The sequence below is a fragment of the Mesorhizobium sp. J428 genome (genome assembly GCF_024699925.1).
Taxonomy (GTDB): Bacteria; Pseudomonadota; Alphaproteobacteria; order Rhizobiales; family Rhizobiaceae; genus Mesorhizobium_A.
Genome location: NZ_JAJOMX010000001.1, coordinates 1549741 through 1569636 on the forward strand (window position 1 = coordinate 1549741; position 19896 = coordinate 1569636).

Here is a 19896-nt window from a genome sequence, read left to right on the forward strand (position 1 = left end):
AGCCTCTTTGTCAGTTGGCTTTGAGGCCGCGCAGATTGATCGAATCCTCGCCGTAGCGATAGACCACTGTCGGATTGCTCGCGGTCTTTTCGCTGACGCCGATCAGGATCGGCGCATTGGTGACGAAGATCAGGAAGGCCTCCTCCGCGAGCTGCTGCGCCATCTTCCGGTAGACCGGCGCCCGCACGTCGGTCTCGACGGAGCTCAGCCCTTCCTTGGCGAGCGTCAGCAGCGTGTCGCTGGGCTTGGCCTTGAACGGGTTGTAGGCCGCATCCTCGTAGATGTAGCGCAACGCGAGGAACTTCGGATCGGTGATCGTGTTCCAGACGAGGTTGGTGGCCGGGAAGTTCGTCGTCCGGCTGACGCGGGCGAGCGTGCCCGGCTCCTGCGGCACGATGTTCATCGTGATGCCGATTTCCTTGAAGAAGCCGGCCAGCGCCTCGAGCCGCGACTGGTAGATCGGGATGGACGGCATGTCGAAGGTGAACCCGTCGGGGAACTTCGACTGCGCCATCAGCTCCTTGGCCTTCTCGACATTGTAATCATAGACCCCTTCCAGCGAAGGCTCGTAGGCCCAGTCGCCCTTGCCATAGGGCTGGAACGACTTCGCCGCGAGGCCGAACTGGATCGCCTTGTTGAAGCCCTCGCGGTCGATCGCCAGCGCCATCGCCTTGCGCACCAGCGGATCGGCAAAGGCCGGAACGACCGTGCCTTCGCGGTCGGAGATGATGACATGGTAGTTCAGGCCGCCATTGTTGCGGATGAGCTTCAGGTCGGGCGTGCGGTCGATGATCGCCGCCTGCGGGTTGGACAGCCAGTTGCCGGCGTCGATCTGGCCGGTCTTCAGCGCGTTGAGGCGCGCGGTGTCGTCCGGAATCTCCCAGACCTCGTAGCGCGCAAGGCCGATCTTGTCCTTGTCCCAGTAGGTCGGGTTCGGCAGGTAGATGCGCACTTCGCCTTCGCGCGATTCTTCCTTCTTGTAGACGTAGGGACCGGTGCCGACCGGATTGCGGTCGAGGGCCGGATCGGCGATCGCGGCCGGCGCGATCATCATGCCGCCCGTGTAGCAGAGACTGTCGATGATGGCCGGATCGAACTCCTTGAGCCTGATCTTCAGCGTATGCTCGTCGGCCGCTGAGGCGGCCTCGACGGTCTTGAGACCTTCGATGATGCCGAGCTTCACACCCCGGTTTATGTTTGCCGCAGCGGCTTCGGCGTTGAACGGCTCGCCGTTCGAGAACGTGACGCCTTCGCGGAGCGTGATCGTGACGTCGAGTCCGTCTACCTTGTAGCCAGTGGCCAGAAGCGGCTGGACCTCGCCTTTGGGGCCCTTTTCGAACAGGGATTCATAGACGGGCCGCAGGAAGGGCACGCCGCTGCCGCTCTGCTGCTGCGGGTCCATGGTGATGAGCTTCACCTGCTCCGCATATTTGAATATACCACTGCCCTGTGCCCAGGCCGGCGTTCCGGCGAGCCCCAGCGCGACTGCGGCGACAAGCGCCGACCCTGCGATCCACTTCCTCATCCTGGCCCTCCCAGCCTGCAAGGCGCCACGCCTGGCGGCGCCCGTTTCAAAGCCTAGGCCCGACTTCACATTAGGGGCACTTATTTCTTCTAAACCGATCCTTAATCCTGGCTTAAGGCGGGTTGGGTAACCCGCGCCCATTCCGCCTCCATCCGGCGCAGTTCCTGAAGGAAGTAATCGTAGAGCTGTTGGGCCGGCCGCGAGAGCGGCCGCTGCGCCGGCACGATCATCGCCACATCCACCTGCATCTCCGGAGAAGCGATCGGATTGACGGTGACGCGCCCTCGCCCCAGCTCCTGCAGGCCGATCCAGAACGGCAGGATGGACGACCAGTCGGTCTGGCTGACGAATTCGAACCCTGCCGACATGCTGTCGATGGATATCTTCCGCTCGACGACGATCTGGCCGCTGATGATGGCGTCTTCGATCTTCGGGCGCAGGCTGTTGGCCGCCGACGGGACGAAGAGCTTCAGCGGCGCGAGATTGTCGAGGCGGACCGGGCGCATCGACGTCAGTCCGCGGCGGACGCCGGAGATCAGCGACACGGGGAAACGGCCTATGTGCGTCGCGGCCAGACCGAGCTGCTTGCGGGCGAACTGCCCGACATAGAAATCGAGCCCGCCGGCCGAGGTTTCCGACAGCAGCAGGTCCGCCGTTCCGCTGGCGATGTCGATGTCGATGCGGGGGAACTCGCGTGTGAAGCGCGCCAGCGCCTGCGGCAGGATCGAGCGGGCAATGCCCGGCGCGAAGCCCGCGGAGACCGAGCCGCTCAGGCCGGCCTTGAAATCCTGCAGCTCGATCTCAGCTTCGGAAACGGCCTTCAGCACCGCCAGGCACCTGTCGTAGAAGCGGCTGCCCGCCGCCGTCGGCCTGACGCCGCGCGAGGTCCGCTCGAACAGGCGCGTGCCCAGGCGCGCCTCGAGCGCGCTCATCTGCTGGCTCACGCCCGGCGCAGTGCAGTTCAGCCGCTCGGCGGCGCCGCTGAGCGAACCCGTCTCGCAGGCGGCGACGAAATAGCGGATCTGCCTCAGGTCCATCGCTGCATCCGGTATTAGTAAAACATAACGCTACCGTCAGCATATTTAACTACTGCTGACAGCGCCAGCCGCCTTATGTTCCGACGGCGTGACGCGCCAGGATAGCGCGACAGACGCGGAGAGCGACACGTCCGAGGTCCACGGCAGCATGATCCCACAGCAACGTCAGATCCTCGCCGGCCACCGGAGATCGATGCGCGCGGACGGATACTCGGCCTGCGCACGCCTCGTGCCACGGGGCAGGACCGCCCGCAGGACATGCCCGATCGCATCGGGAAACGTGCATGAAAGCCGGGGAGAAGACGATGCTGCCGCTTGAAGGATATCGGGTGATCGACCTGACCCATGTGCTGGCCGGCCCGTGCGCGACGCATCACCTGCGCTGCCTCGGCGCCGAGGTCATCAAGGTGGAGCGTCCGGGCAGCGGCGACGCCATGCGCGCGCTCGCCCTGCAGCCGGAGCTCGACGGGCTCCCGCCCGGCTTCCGCGCGCTCAATGCCGGCAAGAAGTCGGTGGCGGTCGACCTGGCCGACCCGGCCGGACGCCGGGCGATCCTCGATCTCGCCAGAAGCGGGGACATCTTCGTCGAGAATTTCCGCCCCGGCGTCGCGAAGCGGCTCGGCCTCGGCCCGGAGGACATCAGGAAGGTGCGGCCGGACGTCATCTACTGCTCCATCTCGGGCTGGGGCCAGACCGGCGAGAACGCCAGCCGGGGCGCCTACGACCATGTCGTCCAGGCCGCCACCGGGATGATGATGATGCAGGGCGGCGGGGAGGACCTGGAGCCGATGAAGGTCGGCTTCCCTGTGATCGACATCGCCACCGGGATCAGCGCCGCGGAGGCAATCCTGGCCGCGGTCGTGCGTCGGCTGCGCGGCGACAACGGCCCGATCACCATCGACGTCTCGATGATCGATTCGGCGCTCTCGCTGATGTCCGGCCCCGCCGCCCAGGTTCTGGCCAGCGGCCTGCCGCCGGGCCGGGTGGGCAATCGCGGCTTTGTCGGCAGCCCGGGCGCCGAGACCTTCGCCACCTCGGACGGGCATATCTCGGTCGCCGCCAACACGATGGGTCAGTTCGAGGCGCTGTGCCGGCTGCTCGGTCGTCCAGAACTCGCCGGCCCGCCCTACATACCCGCGGGCCTCGCCAGCGCAGCCTTCCTGGCGAATGCGGCGACCGACGAACTGCGCGGCGAACTGCGCGCCGCCTTCGCTGTCGCCAGCGCGGCGGAGCTGGAAACCCGGCTCAACGCGGCGAACGTTCCGGCCGCGCGCGTGCGCGACCTGCAGGAATTCCTGCGCGACCTCTATCCGAGGACGCCGGGCATCCCGGTCGACGGCGAGCCGCTCGCCTTCGGCCCCGCCTTCCGCCAGGAAGGAGCGGAGCGCCCGTCGCTGCCGCCCGCGCCGCGGCTGGGACAGGATGCGGACATGCTGACCGCATCCGCCAGATCTCAGGCGAGGTCGCCGGGCGACATCTCCCGGACCTGAAACACCGGACGCGCCCGCTCTCTGTTGAATATCCGTGCTGAGGTGCTGGTGCGCTCCGGCTGAAACGCCGGTTCGTTCCGACCTGGATGACGGCTCGCGTTGGACTTAGTCCGGGCGCAATGTGACCCTGTTCAGGACCGGCGGGCCATCCTATCTCGACATCCTCACCAGCCGCCTTTCGCGGCTGGAAAAGGAAACCGGCCGGCCTTAAAGCTTCGGGCCGTCGCGGCACACAACACGCAGGATTGAGAGATGATCGAAAAGCGCCAGTTCTACATCGACGGACAATGGATCGACTCGAGCGGCGGGACGGCGCTGGACGTCATCGATCCTTCGACCGAGGAGGCTTGCGCCACGATCGTGCTCGGAACCACCGCCGACACCGACAAGGCCGTCGCCGCCGCCAAGGCGGCATTTGCGTCGTGGAGCGCGACCGAGCCGTCCGAGCGGCTGGCGCTGGTGAAGCGCATCCTCGAGATCTATCAGCGCCGCGCGGACGACATGGCGGCCGCGATCAGCCTGGAAATGGGCGCGCCGATCGACCTGGCGCGGACCGAGCAGGTTGGAGCCGGCACCTGGCATATCCAGAACTTCATCGACGCCTTCGAGGAGTTCGAGTTCCTGCGTCCGGCCGGCAACCGTTCGCCGCAGTCGATGGTGGCCTATGAGCCGGTTGGCGTCGCAGCGCTCATCACGCCGTGGAACTGGCCGATGAACCAGGTCGCGCTGAAGGTGATCCCGGCGTTGCTCGCGGGCTGCACCATGGTGCTGAAGCCCTCCGAGATCGCACCGCTGTCGTCGATGCTGTTCGCTGAGATCGTTGACGAGGCAGGCGCCCCGGCAGGCGTGTTCAACCTGGTCAACGGCGACGGCGCGGGCGTGGGAACGCGGCTGTCGACGCATCCGGATGTCGACATGGTCTCCTTCACCGGCTCGACCCGTGCGGGCATCGCCATCACCAAGGCGGCTGCGGACAGCCTGAAGAAGGTCTGCCTCGAACTCGGCGGCAAGGGCGCGAACCTCGTCTTCGCCGATGCCGGCGCCAAGGCGGTCGAGCGCGGCGTGAAGCGCTGCTTCAACAATTCCGGCCAGTCCTGCAACGCACCGACCCGCATGCTGGTCGAGCGTCCGTTCTACGACGAGGCGGTGGAGATCGCCCGCAGGATGGCCGACGCGACGCAGGTGGCCTCCGCGCACCAGGCCGGCCCGCACATCGGCCCGGTCGTCTCCGCGACGCAGTTCGAGAAAATCCAGGAGCTGATTGCCGCCGGCATCGACGAAGGCGCGCGTCTCGTCTCGGGCGGTCTCGGCCGCCCGAGCGACCTGAACCGCGGCTATTTCGTGCGGCCGACGGTCTTCGCCGACGTGGTTCCGGGCATGCGGATCGAGAAGGAAGAGATCTTCGGGCCTGTGCTGTCGATCCTGCCGTTCGACAGCGAGGAAGAAGCCGTCTCGATCGCCAACGACACGCAGTATGGCCTGACCAACTACGTGCAGACCGGCGACAACGACCGCGCCAACCGCCTCGCGCGACGCCTGCGCGCCGGCATGGTCGAGATGAACGGCATGTCGCGCGGCCCGCAAGCCTTCTTCGGCGGCGTCAAGGCATCGGGCCGGGCGCGCGAAGGCGGCCACTGGGGCATCGAGGAGTTCCTCGACTCCAAGGCTGTCTCCGGCTGGAACGCCTGATCCAGGCGTGAACCCTCTCCGCGCCGGCTCGTCCGGCGCGGAACCTCAACGACATCCGACAAGCGCAGATAGAGCGGACCGTTTGCCGCTCGGCTAGAAATCCCGCTTCAGCGGACAGCGCTTGCGCCGCCGCCCCCCGCGCATTTGGCGGCCGCGGTGACCAGGCAGTCCGCGCCAGCGCCGCCGTGTAGGGCGCGCCGTTCCCCATGGCCTCATCTCGCCGCAACTACGGGAGTAGCCTCACCGATAGTGTCCGGGCTTGCGAAAGCCATGGCTTGTCCTTAGGTTTCCGGGAGCGCTCCGCGTGCACCGTAATTCTACTGTATTGAACGGGCGGGAGGGCCAAATAGTCTGACGACGCCGGCCAACGGCCAAGGGCGAATGCCTCGGGAGGAGACATGTCGGATTTTATGGGCGCTCGGCGTCCGCGAGCGCTATTGTATCGGCCAATGGGCGTGTCGTATCGATGAGCGGGGACACAATCCTCGAGGCGTCCGGCCTGACCAAGGAATTCAAGGGCTTCGTCGCCGTCAACAATGTCGATCTGAAGGTGAGGCGCGGCTCGATCCATGCGCTGATCGGACCGAACGGCGCCGGTAAGACGACCTGTTTCAACCTGCTGACGAAGTTCCTGCAGCCGACCCGCGGCTCGATCCACTATAACGGCCAGGACATCACCGCCATGCAGCCGGCCGACATCGCGCGGCTGGGGCTCGTCCGCTCCTTCCAGATCTCGGCGGTCTTCCCCAAGATGACTGCGCTGGAGAACGTGCGCATCGCCCTGCAGCGGCGGCGCGGCGACAGTTTCGACTTCTGGCGCTCGGAAAAGGCGCTGACGGAGTTCGACGACGAGGCGCTCGCGCTGCTGGCCGATGTCGGCCTGACCGACTTCTCCGGGACGCTTGCGGGCGAACTCCCCTATGGGCGCAAGCGGGCGCTCGAGATCGCCACCACGCTGGCGCTCAATCCGGAAATGCTGCTGCTCGACGAGCCGATGGCCGGCATGACACAGGAAGACATCGACCGGATTTCCGCACTCATCCGCCGGATCGCGGCGAACCGCACCATCTTCATGGTCGAGCACAATCTGTCGGTGGTGGCCTCCCTGTCGGACCGCATCACCGTTTTGGCGCGCGGCGAGGTCCTGGCAGAGGGCGACTACGCCACCGTGTCCAAGGACCAGCGAGTCATCGAGGCCTATATCGGAGCGGGACATGCCTGAAGCAGTGCTCGCCAGCAAACCGTCGTCCGTCGCGCCAGCCAGGCCGCTGCTGAAGGTGCATGGACTGCAAGGCTGGTATTCCGAAAGCCACATCCTGCACGGCATCGATTTCGAAGTGGGCGAAGGCGAGGTGGTGACCCTGCTCGGTCGCAACGGCGCCGGGAAGACGACCACGCTCAAGGCCGTCATGGGCATTCTCGCCAAGCGGTCGGGCTCGGTGATGTTCGACGGCCACGAGACGATCAAGCTGCCGGCGCGCGCGATCGCGCGGCTTGGCATCGCGCTCTGCCCCGAGGAGCGCGCCATCTTCTCGTCGCTGTCCGTCGAGGAGAACCTGATGCTGCCACCGCAGGTGCGGCCGGGCGGACTGACCGTCGAGCAGGTCTTCGAACTGTTTCCCAACATCAAGGAGCGGCTGTCGAGCCAGGGCACGAAACTGTCCGGCGGCGAGCAGCAGATGCTGGCGATCGGCCGCATACTGCGCACCGGCGCAAAGCTGCTGCTCCTCGACGAGCCGACGGAAGGGCTGGCGCCCGTCATCGTCCAGCAGATCGGCCACACGATCGCCCGGCTGAAGCAGCAGGGGTTCACAATCGTCCTGGTCGAACAGAATTTCCGCTTCGCCGCATCGGTTGCAGACCGGCACTACGTGGTGGAACAGGGGCGCGTGATCGACACGATCCCCAACGACGAACTCGACGCCAACATCGACAAGCTGCACCGATATCTCGGCGTCTGAGCGGGAGAAGTTACCGGCACGACCTGCCGAAACAGGAGGAGAAGACGAAATGAAGAAGACAGGATTCATTCTGGCATCGCTTGCAGGCCTGCTCATGGCCGGCACCGCGTATGCGCAGACCAAGATCAAGATCGGCGTCATGAACGACCGCTCGGGCATCTACGCCGACATCACCGGCGAAGGCTCGGCGGTCGCCGCGCAGATGGCGGCCGACGATTTCGGCACTGACAAGGGCATCACCGTCGAGGTCATTTCGGCCGATCACCAGAACAAGCCGGATGTCGGCTCCAACATCGCCCGCCAATGGTACGACACCGAAGGCGTCGACGTGATCGCCGACGTGCCGACCTCCTCGGTGGCACTCGCCATCAACGACATCACCAAGGAAAAGAACAAAATCTTCCTGAATTCGGGTGCTGCGTCGTCCGACCTCACCGGCTCGAAATGCTCGCCGAACACCGTTCATTGGACGTACGACACCTGGGCGCTCGCCAACGGCACCGGCGGCGCGATGGTGGCGGCCGGCGGCAAGACCTGGTTCTTCGTCACCGCCGACTACGCCTTCGGCCACGCGCTCGAACGCGACACATCGGCGGTGGTCAAGGCCAATGGCGGTGAGGTGATCGGCGCCGTTCGCACGCCGTTCCCCGGCACCGACTTCTCGTCCTTTCTGCTCCAGGCACAGACGTCGGGGGCTCAGGTCATCGGTCTGGCCAATGCCGGCGGCGACACGATCAACTCGATCAAGCAGGCGTCGGAATTCGGCATCACCCAGGGCGGCCAGGCGCTTGCCGGCCTGCTGATGTTCGTCAACGACGTGCATGCGCTCGGCCTCGATGTGGCACAGGGACTGGTGCTGACCGAGAGTTTCTACTGGGATCTGAACGACCAGACCCGCGAATGGTCGGCCAAGTTCGAGGAGAAGACCGGCAAAAAGCCGTCGATGATCCAGGCCGGCGTCTACGGCGCCGTGTTGCATTATCTCAAGGCCGTTGAGGCCGCCGGTTCGAAGGATCCGGCAGCGGTCATGGCCAAGATGAAGGAGATGCCCACCGACGATCCGCTGTTCGGCAAGGGCGTGGTGCGCGCCGATGGCCGCAAGGTCCACGACATGTACCTCTTCCGCGTCAAGAAGCCGGAAGATTCGAAGGGCGAATGGGATCTCTATGAGACCGTCGCGACCATTCCCGCGGACAAGGCGTTCCGGCCGCTCGCCGACGGCGGCTGCCCGCTCGTCAAGTAGCTGAATGATCAACCGGGCGCGCCGAGCGATCGGGGCGCCCGGCATACGTCGCAACGGGGTCGACCGCATGTTCGAACTGCTCGGTATTCCGCCGCAGGCCTTGTTCGGCCAGCTTCTGCTCGGCCTGATCAACGGCTCTTTCTACGCGTTGCTCAGCCTCGGGCTCGCAATCATCTTCGGCCTTCTCAACATCATCAATTTCACCCATGGCGCCCAGACATGATGGGCGCCTTCGTCGCCTGGATGCTCTTGAACTATCTCGGCATCCCCTACTGGGCAGCCCTGCTGTTCGTGCCGATCCTCGTCGGCGCTTTCGGCGTCGTGCTCGAGCGCGTGCTGATCTCGCGGCTCTACCATCTCGATCATCTCTACGGCCTGCTGCTGACCTTCGGCCTGGCATTGATCATCACCGGCATCTTCCGCAACCAGTACGGCATTTCCGGATTGCCCTACGCCATGCCGAAACAGCTTTCAGGCGGCCAGAATCTCGGGTTCATGTTCCTGCCCAACTATCGAGGCTGGGTCATCCTCGTGTCGCTGGTGGTGTGCCTCGCCACCTGGTTCGTGATCGAGAAGACGCGGCTCGGCGGCTATCTGAGGGCTGCCACAGAGAACCCCACCATGGTCGGCGCCTTCGGCATCAACGTGCCGCGCCTGATCACTTTGACCTACGGCTTCGGCGTCGGGCTTGCCGCGCTCGCCGGCGTGCTCGCCGCGCCGATCTACTCCGTCAATCCGAACATGGGGGCGGACGTGATCATCGTCGTCTTCGCCGTGGTCGTCATCGGCGGCATGGGCTCGATCCTCGGCTCGATCCTCACCGGCTTCGGCCTCGGCCTGATCGAAGGCCTGACCCGCGTCTTCTACCCGGAAGGCTCGGCCGTCGTCATCTTCGTCATCATGGCCATCGTGTTGCTGGTGAAGCCGGCCGGTCTTTTCGGAAGGGAAGCCTGATGGCTACGGACAGTCAGATGATCGATGTCGCGCAGGTCGGCCGGCCCGGCGCGATCGGCATGCCGGCGCTGCACAAGGCGATCTTCGTCGGGCTGCTGATCCTGGGGCTCGCCGCGCCGCACGTGCTCTATCCTGTCTTCGTTATGAAGGTGCTGTGCTTCGCGCTGTTCGCCTGCGCCTTCAACCTGCTGCTGGGGTTCGGCGGGCTGCTCTCGTTCGGCCATGCCGCCTATTTCGGCAGCGCCAGCTACATATCCGCCCATGCCGCCAAGGTCTGGGGCCTGACGCCGGAACTCGCGATCCTGTCCGGCACGCTGGCCGCAGCCGTGCTCGGCCTTGCCATAGGCTCGCTCGCCATCCGCCGGCAGGGAATCTATTTCGCCATGGTCACGCTGGCCTTCGCCCAGATGGTCTTCTTCTTCTCCGCACAGGCTCCCTTCACCGGCGGCGAGGATGGCATCCAGTCCGTGCCGCGAGGCCACCTGCTCGGGATGATTTCGATGGCTCCCGACCGCAACCTCTATTTCTTCGTGCTCGGCGTTGTCTTCGTCGGGTTGCTCATCATCTATCGCATCATCCATTCGCCCTTCGGCCAGGTGCTGAAGGGGATCCGGGACAACGAGCCGCGCATGATCTCGCTCGGCTACCGCACAAGCCGCTACAAGCTGGCGGTATTCGTTCTGTCCGCCGCACTCGCCGGCACGGCAGGCGCGACCAAGGCGATCGTGTTCCAGCTCGCTTCGCTGACGGACGTCTACTGGACAATGTCGGGCGAGGTCGTGCTGATGACCCTTCTCGGCGGCATGGGGACGGTGTTCGGTCCGATCCTGGGCGCCGCAATTATCGTCACCATGCAGAACTACCTCGCCACCTTCGGCGACTGGGTGACGATCGGCCAGGGCATCATCTTCGTCGTCGCAGTCATGCTGTTCCGCGAAGGCATCGTCGGCGTGATTGCCAAGCTGATCCGCCGGCCCCTCTAGGGACACACTCCCGCGATTTCGTCTTGGCGGCAACGCCGCGGCGCGCAAGTATCGGTCCGTGGAGGCGAGCCGATGACGAGATTCAGGGTCGGGCTGGCGCTGGGCGGCGGGGCGGCGCGCGGCTGGTCGCATATCGGGGTGCTGGAGACATTGGTCGGGGCCGGCATCGAGCCGACGGTCATCGCCGGGACCTCGATCGGGGCGCTGGTGGGCGCGGCCCATGCCTGCGGACGTCTCGGCGAGCTGAAGGCATGGGCGCAGGCGGTGGACTGGCGCACGATCGCGAGCCTGCTCGACGTCAAGGTCGCCAATGGCGGGCTGATCGACGGCGCGCGGGTGCAGCGCCTGCTGCGCGACCTCGGCATCGACACACCCATCGAGGACCTGCCGGTGAAATATGCCGCGGTGGCGACGGATCTCGCCGACGGGCGCGAGATCTGGCTCGAGACCGGCCCGGTCGACGCGGCGATCCGCGCCTCGATCGGGCTGCCGGGCATCTTCAGCCCGACGCTGGCCGACGGCAAATGGCTGGTCGACGGCGGCCTGGTCAATCAGGTGCCGGTGTCGACCGCGCGGGCGCTCGGCGCCGACTTCATCATCGCCGTGGGGCTGAGCGACGGCATGCTCGCCAAGCGCGCGGCGGGACTCTCGCCGGCCGCCGCGGAAGAGGCCTCGGCGGCGCAGCGCGGCCGGCTGATGGAAATGGTCGCGCAGATGCCCGGCCCGTTCCGCGAGCAGGCAGTGCGGATATTGCCGCAGCTTCTGGCGAGCGGGCCGAAATCGCCCGGTTATTTCGACGTGCTGGCGAACGCGCTGAACATCATGCAGGACCGCATCACCCGCTCGCGGCTGGCGGGCGAGCCGCCGCATGCGATGATCTCGCCGCAGGTCGCCCATATCAGGCTGATGGACTTCCACCGCGCCGGCGAAGCGATCGAGGCCGGCCGCATCGCGGCGGAGAAGGCGCTGGACGGGCTGAAGGCGCAGCTGGGCGGCTGACGGCGGCCGGGGCCGATCAGCCTTCCTCGATCGCAGCGCGCACAAGCGCGGCCGCCGCCCAGCGGACGACATCCTCCGTGGAGCCGGCATCCAGGCCCCACATGTCCTTGAGCACCACCAGCGCCTCGACGCCGAAGATCAGCGACAGCGCCTGCGCCAGCCGCTCGACCTTCGCCGCCGGCAGGCTGCCGCGCAGCGGAACGAGCGCCTCGCGCAACAGATCCACGCGATGGCCGCGCCGGAACGGCGGTTCGCTCGGCGCCGCACCCGCCTTGCGCTGCGCCCACTCGTCGAGCGCCAGTTTCAGCGCCGCGCGGAACGTCGCCTCGAAGGCGTCGATGCGCGGCAGCGACGTGCCGAACAGGTCGGCGACGCGCGCCTGCGGATCGGTCGAGCCGGACTGCCAGGCGAGGATCGGCCCGAGCGCCTCGTCGACCACCGCCTCGACGAGCGCGGCCTGGCTGGGGAAATAGCGATAGGCCGTCGCCCGCGACACCTCGGCCGCCTCCGCAACCTCGCTGACCGAGGGCGTGACACCGGCCTGCATCAGCCGGGTCGCGGTTTCCAGCATGAGGCGACGGGTCCGCGCGCGCGGCCCGCGCTCGGCTTCTTCCACAAGTTCGGTCGATTGACGTGAGACGTTCATGTCAATATGATACTCGCGTCTCACATTTCTGCAATGGCATGTAACAACGGCGCGACAGAATAGGCCGGACAGGCGGAACGGAGAAGTCCGCGGGGAGGAAAATTGAAACGCGTCCATGTCGTCGGCACATACGATACGAAAGGCGAGGAGCTTGCCTATCTGGCGGGCCTGATCCGCGCGCAGGGACTTGCCGTGACCGAGGTCGACGTCGGCACGAGGGAACCAGCGGCGGGTGTCGACGTGACAGCTGCCGAGGTGGCGGCCTTCCATCCCCAGGGCGCGGCGGCCGTGCTCGGCCTCGGCGACCGCGGCACGGCGGTGGCGGCGATGGGCGAGGCCTTCGCGCGTTTCCTGGCTTCGCGTGACGATGTGGCTGCGGTGATCGGGCTTGGCGGCGGCGGCGGCACCTCGATCGTCACCGCCGGCATGCGCGCCCTGCCCTACGGCGTGCCGAAACTGATGGTCTCGACGCTCGCCTCCGGCGACGTGTCGCCCTATGTCGACGTGTCGGACATCGCCTTCATGCCGTCGGTGACGGACATGGCGGGGCTGAACGGCCTTTCGCGCGTCATCCTGCACAATGCCGCGCAGGCGATCGCCGGCATGGCCCGCATGCCGGCCGTCGCAGGCGAAGGCAAGCCGTCGCTCGGGCTCACCATGTTCGGCGTCACCACGACCTGCGTCATGGCGATCGTGGACAGGCTGAAGGCCGACTACGACTGCATGGTGTTCCACGCCACCGGCACCGGCGGGCGGACGATGGAGAAGCTGGCCGACTCCGGCCTGCTGGCCGGCGTGCTCGACATCACGACGACAGAAGTCTGCGACCTGCTGTTCGGCGGCGTGCTGCCCGCGACGCAGGACCGCTTCGGCGCGATCGCGCGCACCCGATTGCCCTATGTCGGCTCCGTCGGCGCGCTCGACATGGTGAACTTCTGGGCCGTCGACACGGTACCCCAGGCCTTCAAGGGGCGGAACCTTTACAAGCACAATCCCAACGTCACGCTGATGCGGACCACCGCCGAGGAATGCCGCCAGATCGGCGAATGGATCGGCGGACGGCTCAACGCCTGCGAGGGCGAGGTGCGCTTCCTGATCCCGGAGAAGGGCGTGTCGGCGCTGGACATCGAAGGCGGCGCATTCTTCGATCCGCAGGCAGACGCGGCGCTGTTCGACGCGATCGAGCGGACGGTGGTGCAGACCGAGCAGCGCCGGATCATCCGCCTGCCGCTGCACATCAACGACCCCGCCTTTGCGCAGGCCGCCGCAGAGACGTTCCTGTCCATTTCCAACTGACGAGACAACGATGCCCGCCATTCCCCGCAAGACGATCCTTGAAAAGTTCAGGACGATGATCGCGCAAGGCCGGCCGATCGTCGGCGGCGGCGCGGGCACGGGCCTGTCGGCCAAGGCCGAGGAGGCCGGCGGGATCGACCTGATCATCATCTACAATTCCGGCCGCTACCGCATGGCCGGCCGCGGCTCGGCCGCCGGGCTGCTCGCCTACGGCAACGCCAACGAGATCGTGAAGGAGATGGCGGTCGAGGTTCTGCCCGTGGTGAAGCAGACCCCGGTGCTGGCCGGCGTCAACGGCACCGATCCGTTCATCCTGATGCCGCGGTTCCTGGCGGAGCTGAAGGCGATGGGCTTCTCGGGCGTGCAGAACTTCCCGACCATCGGCCTGTTCGACGGCTCGATGCGACAGAGCTTCGAGGAGACCGGCATGGGCTACGGCCTCGAGGTCGACATGATCGCGGCGGCGCATGAACTCGACCTTCTGACGACGCCCTATGTGTTCAATCAGGACGAGGCGGTGGCGATGACCAAGGCCGGCGCAGACATCGTCGTGGCGCATATGGGCGTGACCACCGGCGGTTCGATCGGCGCGTCGTCGGCGAAGACGCTCGACCAGTGCGTGACGGAGATCGACGCCATCGCGGCGGCGGCGCGCGGCGTGCGCAGGGACGTGATCGTGCTCTGCCACGGCGGGCCGATCTCGATGCCGGACGATGCGCGCTACATCCTCGACCATTGCGAGGAGATCCACGGCTTCTACGGCGCGAGCTCGATGGAGCGGCTGCCGGCGGAGATTGCCATCCGCAACCAGACGGCCGAATTCAAGACGTTGCCGCTGAGGCGGCGCGCATAGACCATGCATTCAGGGAGGAGTTCAGGATGCTGAAGGGTGCGGACGGATATTTCGTCTATCCGAAGGATGTCGACGCCTTCGGCTTCGACTGGGGCAGGCTGGCGCTGACGGTGGCGCCGGAGGTGAACGGCGCGCAGCGCTTCTCGGGCGGCGTCGTCGACCTGCCAAGCGGCCAGGGCCATTCGCGCCACAACCACCCCGGGGCCGAGGAGATCATCTTCGTGATCTCGGGCACCGGCGAGCAAATGGTCGAGGACGAGAACGGCAATCCGGTGACGCGCAAGGTCGGGCCGGGCTGCACGGTCTACGTGCCGGAGAGCCGGTTCCACTCGACGCTCAACACCGGCGACGGGCCGATGCAGCTGTTCGTGGTCTATTCGCCGGCCGGTCCGGAGCTCGGGCTGCGCGAGCTGCCGGATTTCAGGGTCATCAAGGCGGGGACGTAGGGCGGACGGAACACCCCCTCACCCGGCCTCCGCTGCGCTCGGCCACCCTCTCCCCAAGGGGAGAGGAGGTTCGCCAGCGCCTTCGCCATCTGGAGGGAGAGTGGCCACGACGGCCACAGACCTCCTCTCCCCTTCGGGGAGAGGGTGGACTGCGCGAAGCGCAGGACGGGTGAGGGGGACTGGCGCCAGCGCGCCTACCGCCACCCCAGCGCCGGCGCGACGTGTTTCAGGATCGCGTCGATGACGTGGGCGTTGTAGTCGACGCCGAGCTGGTTCGGCACGGTGAGAAGCAGCGTGTCGGCTTCGGCGATCGCCTCGTCCTCCACGAGCAGCTTCACCAGTTTCTCGGGCTCGCCCGTGTATCCCCGGCCGAACACAGCGCGCGTATCGGCCTCGATATAGCCGAACTGGTCCTGCTCGGGCCGGCCGCTGCCGAAATAGGCGCGGTCCATGTCGTTGACCAGCGCGAAGATCGAGCGGCTGACGGAGACGCGCGGCTCGCGCGTGTGGCCCGCCTCCTTCCAGGCCTCGCGATAGGCGCGGATCTGCGCCGCCTGCTGGACGTGGAACGGCTCGCCGGTCTCGTCGAACTTGAGCGTCGAGCTCTGCAGGTTCATGCCGAGCTTCGCCGCCCAGACGGCGGTGGCGTTGGTCGCCGCACCCCACCAGATCCGGTCGAGAAGACCTTCGGAGTGCGGCTCAAGGCGCAGCAGGCCGGGAGGGTTGGGGAACATCGGGCTGGGATTGGGCTGCGCGAAGCCTTTACCCTGCAGGACGTTCAGCAGCACCTCGGTGTGCTGGCGCGCCATGTCGGCATCGCTCTGCCCTTCGGCCGGCCCGTAGCCGAAATAGCGCCAGCCGTCGATGACCTGCTCCGGCGAGCCGCGGCTGATGCCGAGCTGGAGGCGGCCGCCGGCGATGAGGTCGGCGGCACCAGCGTCCTCGGCCATGTAAAGCGGGTTCTCGTAGCGCATGTCGATGACGGCGGTGCCGAGCTCGATGCGGCTCGTCTTGGCGCCGGCGGCCGCGAGCAACGGAAAGGGCGAGGCGAGCTGGCGGGCAAAATGGTGGACGCGGAAATAGGCGCCGTCCGCGCCAAGCTCTTCCGCCGCGACCGCTAGGTCGATCGACTGCAGAAGCGCGTCGGATGCCGAGCGGGTTCCGGACTGAGGCGAAGGCGACCAGTGGCCGAAGGAAAGGAAGCCGATCTTCTTCACGTGAATCTCCTGCTGATGCGTCGCGCGCGGGCGCTTCAATGGAGAAGGTGAACCCGGTCGGCGAGGAATCTGTGTGTCGCCCGCCCATGTCGGTCGTCTCGCCGCCACGCGCAAGGGGGCACGCGTCCACCCTGCGACGACGGTGTGTCGCTCAGCCGGCCTCGTCCATCATGCTGACATGGGCGGCGGCGACCCGCCAGCCGTCGGGGGTGCGGATCCAGGTCTGCATCTGGCGGCCGACCTGGCCGGGAAAATCGGGACGGCGAAACAGCGTCGAGGCGATCGCGGTGTCGCGGCCATAGGTGGTGATCAGCGTGCGCGACAGGGTGCGCTCGAAGGGCTGCTGGACCGAGCGGAAGGCGCGCACCTCGTCGATGCCGCATTGCACCTCGGCGACGCCGTAGCGCACCGTCGCGCAGGTGTGCAGGAACATGGCGTCGAGCGTGGCGGTGTCGTTGGCGAGCAGCGCTGCCTCATAGGCATGGAAGACCGCGCTGATCTCGGCCAGCGTGTCGGGATCGTCGACGATCATGGTCAGCCGGCCCTGGACGAGACCATGCGCGCGACGGCCCCGGCTGTGCTGCGCCAAGAGCGGAACCTCTGCTCAGCCATCGACCAGCGCCCCCTCGAAGGCGGCTTCCAGCGCAGAGAGCGGCGTCACCCAGCCGACGATGCCGCCCTGGGCGACGATCATCTCGATCGCTCCCGCCTTGAACTGCGGGAAATAGCTCTCGGTCGCGTCCTCGATCAGCAGGCACTCATAGCCGCGGTCGTTCGCCTCGCGCATCGAGGTCTGGACGCAGACCTCGGTCGTCACCCCGGCGAAGACGAGTTGGGTGATGCCCTTTTCCGTCAGCGTCTCGTGCAGGCCGGTCGCCCAGAACATGCCCTTGCCCGGCTTGTCGACGGCGATCTCGCCCGGCAGCGGTGCGAGTTCCGGCAGGATCTGGTTGCCCGGCTCGCCGGCGATCAGGATCCGCCCCATCGCGCCCTCGTCGCCGATCCTCAGCCCCGGCTTGCCACGTAGCCGCTTGGCGGGCGGGCAATCGGACAGGTCCGGCTTGTGCGCCTCGCGGGTGTGGACGATCGGCAGCCGGTGCTTGCGGAACAGGCCGATCAGCACAGCGACGGTGGGCACGATCGCGGTCAGCCGCGCCACGTCGTTGCCGAGCGTATCGCCGAAGCCGCCCGGCTCGATGAAGTCGCGCTGCATGTCGATCACGACGAGCGCGACCCTGGTGGGGTCGAGGGTGAAATCGTAAGGGCGGGAGGGGACAGTGAACGCCATCTCAGTGCCCCGCCATGTGCTGGCCGATGGTGTTGCGGTCGGTCTCGCCGATCGGCGCGACGTAGCCGATGGTGCCGCCCGACATCACCGCGACGCGGTCGGAGAGTTCGAGGATCTCGTCGAGGTCCTCGCTGACCAGCAGCACCGCGGCACCCCGGTTGCGTTGCTCCATGATCTGGCCGCGGATTTCGGCCACGGAGGCGAAGTCGAGGCCGAAGCAGGGATTGGCGACGATCAGCACGTCGACGTCGCCGGAGAGCTCGCGCGCCAGCACTGCGCGCTGGACGTTGCCGCCGGACAGCGCTTCGATCGGCGAGTCAGGCGAGGTCGTCTTGACGCGGTATTTGGCGATCAGGTCCTCCGCCTTCTTCTTCATCGGCCCGGGCGACAGCCACCAGCCGAGGCTGGCGATCGGCGGCTTGTCGAAGGAGCGGAAGGCGATGTTCTCCGCCACGCTCATCCGCGGCGCGGTCGCGTTCTTCAGCGGCTCCTCCGGCAGGCCGAACACCTTGAAGCGGTCGAAATCCTTGCGCTTCGGCTCGAACGGCTTGCCGTTGATGAAGATGCCGCCATCGACCAGTTCCTTCTGGCCGGCGAGCACCTCGACCAGAGCGCTCTGGCCGTTGCCGGACACGCCGGCGACGCCGACGATCTCGCCGGCATTGACCTTGAGGTTCAGTGCGTTGACGACGCGCCTGCCCTCGACGTCCTCGGCGACGAGGCCAGCGAGGTCGAGCACGGTGTGCGTGTCATTGCGCGACGCCCGCTGGGCGCGCTCGCGCACCTCGGTGTCGCCGATCATCATCCGGCTCATCTCGGCGACGGTCGCGGCCTGCGCATCGCCCGTGCCGGTGAGCTTGCCGCGGCGCAGGACCGAGAAGGAATCACAGAACGCCTTCACCTCGCGGAACTTGTGACTGATCATCAGGACGGTCACTTCGCCCCGACGTGCCATCTCGCCGAGCAGCCCCAGCACCTCGTCCGCCTCGCCGGGTGTCAGCACCGAGGTCGGCTCGTCGAGAATCATGAAGCGCTGTTCGAGATAGAGCAGCTTCAGGATCTCCAGCTTCTGCTTCTCGCCGGCCGACAGCGAGGAGACCTGCTCGTTGAGGCGCACGCGGAAGGGCATGCGGTCCATGAACTCCTCCAGCCGCGGTTTTTCCTTCTTCCAGTCGAAGATGGCGGGCGCGTCGGCGCGGGAAATGACGAGGTTCTCGGCCGCGGTGAGGCAGGGAACCAGCGTGAATTGCTGGTAGACCATGCCGATGCCGAGGTCGCGCGCGTCGCGCGGGCTCCTGATCGACTTTTCCTGACCGTCGAGCAGAACCGAGCCGCGCGTGGCGTTGTAGAAGCCCATGATGCACTTCACCAGCGTCGACTTGCCGGCGCCGTTCTCGCCGAGCAGCGCGTGGAAGGAGCCGGCCTTGACGTCGATCGAAACGTCATCGAGCGCGGTGAAGGCACCGAACACCTTGGTCATGCCGATCGTCTGCAGCGCCGGGCCGGCCTGCAGCGGTATCGCACCGGCGATCGTGGCGGGTGCGTTCATGGCAGCGCCTCCAGGAAGGCGGCCGAGGTCGCCACCGCACCGAAGACGCCGCCCTGCATCTTGATCATGTCGATGGCTGCGAGATGGTTCGACACCTTCGTCGCCGCGCAGCAGTCCTCGAGCAGCAGGCACTCGTAGCCGCGATCGTTGGCGTCGCGCATTGTGGTGTGGACGCAGACGTCGGTGGTGACGCCGGTGAAGACGATGTTGCGGATGTTCTTCATCCGCAGCACCAGTTCGAAATCGGTGGCGATGAAGGTGCCCTTGCCGGGCTTGTCGATGATCATCTCGCCGGGTTCGGGCGCGAGTTCGGGGATGATCTCCCAGCCCGGCTCGCCGCGCACGAGGATGCGCCCGCACGGCCCCTGGTCGCCGATGCCGGCGCCGATGCGCTGCGAGCGCCAGCGCTTGTTGGCGGGCAGGTCGGAGAGATCCGGCTTGTGGCCCTCGCGGGTGTGGATGATCGGATAGCCCTTGGCCCGCATCGCCTTCAGCACCGACTGGATCGGCTTGATGGGCGCGCGGGTGAGCGAGATGTCGTAGCCCATCACGTCGACATAGCCGCCAGGCGCGCAGAAATCGGTCTGCATGTCGATGACGACCAGCGCCGTGTTGTGCGGGCCGAGGTCGCCGTCGAACGGCCAGGGATAGGGGTCGGACGCGACCGTGACGGCATTCGGTACGCGGGCGGCTTCGATGCGTTCGTCGACAAGGCTCATC

General features: G+C 66.7%; 18 protein-coding genes and 1 pseudogene. 11 read left to right on the plus strand and 8 right to left on the minus strand.

Annotated elements, in window-relative coordinates:
• Positions 1 to 10 precede the first annotated feature (10 nt).
• Both LRS09_RS07740 and LRS09_RS07745 read right to left on the minus strand, forming a co-directional pair.
• A complete protein-coding gene (locus LRS09_RS07740) occupies positions 11 to 1525 on the minus strand; it encodes an ABC transporter substrate-binding protein (protein ID WP_257805195.1) in 1515 nt (504 codons plus the stop codon).
• A 101-nt stretch (positions 1526 to 1626) separates the two neighbouring features.
• Positions 1627 to 2562 carry a LysR family transcriptional regulator gene (locus LRS09_RS07745; protein WP_257805196.1) on the minus strand — a complete coding sequence of 312 codons (936 nt, stop codon included), beginning with the start codon at positions 2560 to 2562 and terminating at the stop codon, positions 1627 to 1629.
• Positions 2563 to 2846: 284 nt separating this feature from the next.
• On the opposite strand from LRS09_RS07745, the gene LRS09_RS07750 reads away from it, so the two are divergent.
• From LRS09_RS07750 to LRS09_RS07785, 8 genes and pseudogenes are all read left to right on the plus strand, one after another.
• On the plus strand, positions 2847 to 4052 hold the full coding sequence (locus LRS09_RS07750) for a CaiB/BaiF CoA-transferase family protein (protein ID WP_257805197.1): 1206 nt from the start codon (positions 2847 to 2849) through the stop codon (positions 4050 to 4052).
• A 252-nt stretch (positions 4053 to 4304) separates the two neighbouring features.
• A complete protein-coding gene (locus LRS09_RS07755) occupies positions 4305 to 5741 on the plus strand; it encodes an aldehyde dehydrogenase family protein (RefSeq protein ID WP_257805198.1) in 1437 nt (478 codons plus the stop codon).
• Between the two features lie 466 nt (positions 5742 to 6207).
• A complete protein-coding gene (locus tag LRS09_RS07760; protein ID WP_257805199.1) occupies positions 6208 to 6963 on the plus strand; it encodes an ABC transporter ATP-binding protein in 756 nt (251 codons plus the stop codon).
• Entirely contained in the window at positions 6956 to 7702 is a 747-nt protein-coding gene (locus tag LRS09_RS07765) for an ABC transporter ATP-binding protein (RefSeq protein WP_257805200.1), read from the plus strand. The genes LRS09_RS07760 and LRS09_RS07765 overlap by 8 nt, the downstream gene beginning before the upstream one ends.
• Before the next feature lie 49 nt (positions 7703 to 7751).
• Complete coding sequence (locus LRS09_RS07770) at positions 7752 to 8945, plus strand: ABC transporter substrate-binding protein (protein WP_257805201.1); 1194 nt, start codon at positions 7752 to 7754, stop codon at positions 8943 to 8945.
• Between the two features lie 67 nt (positions 8946 to 9012).
• Positions 9013 to 9899 (plus strand): annotated as a pseudogene (locus LRS09_RS07775) (branched-chain amino acid ABC transporter permease).
• 59 nt (positions 9900 to 9958) lie between these two features.
• Complete coding sequence (locus LRS09_RS07780; protein WP_257810153.1) at positions 9959 to 10882, plus strand: branched-chain amino acid ABC transporter permease; 924 nt, start codon at positions 9959 to 9961, stop codon at positions 10880 to 10882.
• Positions 10883 to 10954: 72 nt separating this feature from the next.
• Positions 10955 to 11881 carry a patatin-like phospholipase family protein gene (locus LRS09_RS07785; RefSeq protein WP_257805202.1) on the plus strand — a complete coding sequence of 309 codons (927 nt, stop codon included), beginning with the start codon at positions 10955 to 10957 and terminating at the stop codon, positions 11879 to 11881.
• Between the two features lie 16 nt (positions 11882 to 11897).
• Here the strand turns inward: LRS09_RS07785 and LRS09_RS07790 are convergent, their stop codons facing one another.
• Positions 11898 to 12527 (minus strand): TetR/AcrR family transcriptional regulator, encoded by a 630-nt coding sequence (locus LRS09_RS07790; RefSeq protein ID WP_257805203.1) that lies wholly within the window; start codon positions 12525 to 12527, stop codon positions 11898 to 11900.
• A 102-nt stretch (positions 12528 to 12629) separates the two neighbouring features.
• On the opposite strand from LRS09_RS07790, the gene LRS09_RS07795 reads away from it, so the two are divergent.
• Genes LRS09_RS07795 through LRS09_RS07805 form a run of 3 tightly spaced genes read left to right on the plus strand, consistent with a single transcriptional unit; the run spans position 12630 to position 15122 of the window.
• Positions 12630 to 13823 carry a Tm-1-like ATP-binding domain-containing protein gene (locus LRS09_RS07795; protein ID WP_257805204.1) on the plus strand — a complete coding sequence of 398 codons (1194 nt, stop codon included), beginning with the start codon at positions 12630 to 12632 and terminating at the stop codon, positions 13821 to 13823.
• A gap of 10 nt (positions 13824 to 13833) precedes the next feature.
• Entirely contained in the window at positions 13834 to 14676 is an 843-nt protein-coding gene (locus LRS09_RS07800; RefSeq protein ID WP_257805205.1) for a phosphoenolpyruvate hydrolase family protein, read from the plus strand.
• A gap of 26 nt (positions 14677 to 14702) precedes the next feature.
• Positions 14703 to 15122 carry a cupin domain-containing protein gene (locus LRS09_RS07805; RefSeq protein WP_257805206.1) on the plus strand — a complete coding sequence of 140 codons (420 nt, stop codon included), beginning with the start codon at positions 14703 to 14705 and terminating at the stop codon, positions 15120 to 15122.
• Positions 15123 to 15316: 194 nt separating this feature from the next.
• On the opposite strand, the gene LRS09_RS07810 is transcribed toward LRS09_RS07805, so the two are convergent.
• The 5 genes from LRS09_RS07810 to LRS09_RS07830 all read right to left on the minus strand — a co-directional run bounded on the left by LRS09_RS07810 (position 15317) and on the right by LRS09_RS07830 (position 19895).
• Positions 15317 to 16339, minus strand: coding sequence for an LLM class flavin-dependent oxidoreductase (locus LRS09_RS07810; protein ID WP_257805208.1), 1023 nt, complete (start codon positions 16337 to 16339; stop codon positions 15317 to 15319).
• 151 nt (positions 16340 to 16490) lie between these two features.
• On the minus strand, positions 16491 to 16871 hold the full coding sequence (gene hpxZ, locus LRS09_RS07815; protein WP_257810154.1) for an oxalurate catabolism protein HpxZ: 381 nt from the start codon (positions 16869 to 16871) through the stop codon (positions 16491 to 16493).
• Between the two features lie 72 nt (positions 16872 to 16943).
• Complete coding sequence (locus LRS09_RS07820) at positions 16944 to 17627, minus strand: cysteine hydrolase family protein (protein ID WP_257805209.1); 684 nt, start codon at positions 17625 to 17627, stop codon at positions 16944 to 16946.
• 1 nt (position 17628) lies between these two features.
• A complete protein-coding gene (locus tag LRS09_RS07825; protein WP_374684821.1) occupies positions 17629 to 19176 on the minus strand; it encodes an ABC transporter ATP-binding protein in 1548 nt (515 codons plus the stop codon).
• Positions 19173 to 19895: a cysteine hydrolase family protein gene (locus LRS09_RS07830; RefSeq protein WP_085467017.1), complete on the minus strand. Its 723-nt coding sequence runs from the start codon at positions 19893 to 19895 to the stop codon at positions 19173 to 19175. Before LRS09_RS07830 ends, LRS09_RS07825 begins: the two co-directional genes overlap by 4 nt.
• Between the last annotated feature and the right edge of the window lies 1 nt (position 19896).

What these genes read in the sequence shown, in the direction of transcription:
- LRS09_RS07740 (WP_257805195.1), bottom strand. Translation starts at nt 1,525, where the DNA reads ATGAGGAAGTGGATCGCAGGGTCGGCGCTTGTCGCCGCAGTCGCGCTG.
- LRS09_RS07745 (WP_257805196.1), bottom strand. Translation starts at nt 2,562, where the DNA reads ATGGACCTGAGGCAGATCCGCTATTTCGTCGCCGCCTGCGAGACGGGT.
- LRS09_RS07750 (WP_257805197.1), top strand. Translation starts at nt 2,847, where the DNA reads ATGAAAGCCGGGGAGAAGACGATGCTGCCGCTTGAAGGATATCGGGTG.
- LRS09_RS07755 (WP_257805198.1), top strand. Translation starts at nt 4,305, where the DNA reads ATGATCGAAAAGCGCCAGTTCTACATCGACGGACAATGGATCGACTCG.
- LRS09_RS07760 (WP_257805199.1), top strand. Translation starts at nt 6,208, where the DNA reads ATGAGCGGGGACACAATCCTCGAGGCGTCCGGCCTGACCAAGGAATTC.
- LRS09_RS07765 (WP_257805200.1), top strand. Translation starts at nt 6,956, where the DNA reads ATGCCTGAAGCAGTGCTCGCCAGCAAACCGTCGTCCGTCGCGCCAGCC.
- LRS09_RS07770 (WP_257805201.1), top strand. Translation starts at nt 7,752, where the DNA reads ATGAAGAAGACAGGATTCATTCTGGCATCGCTTGCAGGCCTGCTCATG.
- LRS09_RS07780 (WP_257810153.1), top strand. Translation starts at nt 9,959, where the DNA reads ATGCCGGCGCTGCACAAGGCGATCTTCGTCGGGCTGCTGATCCTGGGG.
- LRS09_RS07785 (WP_257805202.1), top strand. Translation starts at nt 10,955, where the DNA reads ATGACGAGATTCAGGGTCGGGCTGGCGCTGGGCGGCGGGGCGGCGCGC.
- LRS09_RS07790 (WP_257805203.1), bottom strand. Translation starts at nt 12,527, where the DNA reads ATGAACGTCTCACGTCAATCGACCGAACTTGTGGAAGAAGCCGAGCGC.
- LRS09_RS07800 (WP_257805205.1), top strand. Translation starts at nt 13,834, where the DNA reads ATGCCCGCCATTCCCCGCAAGACGATCCTTGAAAAGTTCAGGACGATG.
- LRS09_RS07805 (WP_257805206.1), top strand. Translation starts at nt 14,703, where the DNA reads ATGCTGAAGGGTGCGGACGGATATTTCGTCTATCCGAAGGATGTCGAC.
- hpxZ (WP_257810154.1), bottom strand. Translation starts at nt 16,871, where the DNA reads ATGATCGTCGACGATCCCGACACGCTGGCCGAGATCAGCGCGGTCTTC.
- LRS09_RS07820 (WP_257805209.1), bottom strand. Translation starts at nt 17,627, where the DNA reads ATGGCGTTCACTGTCCCCTCCCGCCCTTACGATTTCACCCTCGACCCC.
- LRS09_RS07825 (WP_374684821.1), bottom strand. Translation starts at nt 19,176, where the DNA reads ATGAACGCACCCGCCACGATCGCCGGTGCGATACCGCTGCAGGCCGGC.
- LRS09_RS07830 (WP_085467017.1), bottom strand. Translation starts at nt 19,895, where the DNA reads ATGAGCCTTGTCGACGAACGCATCGAAGCCGCCCGCGTACCGAATGCC.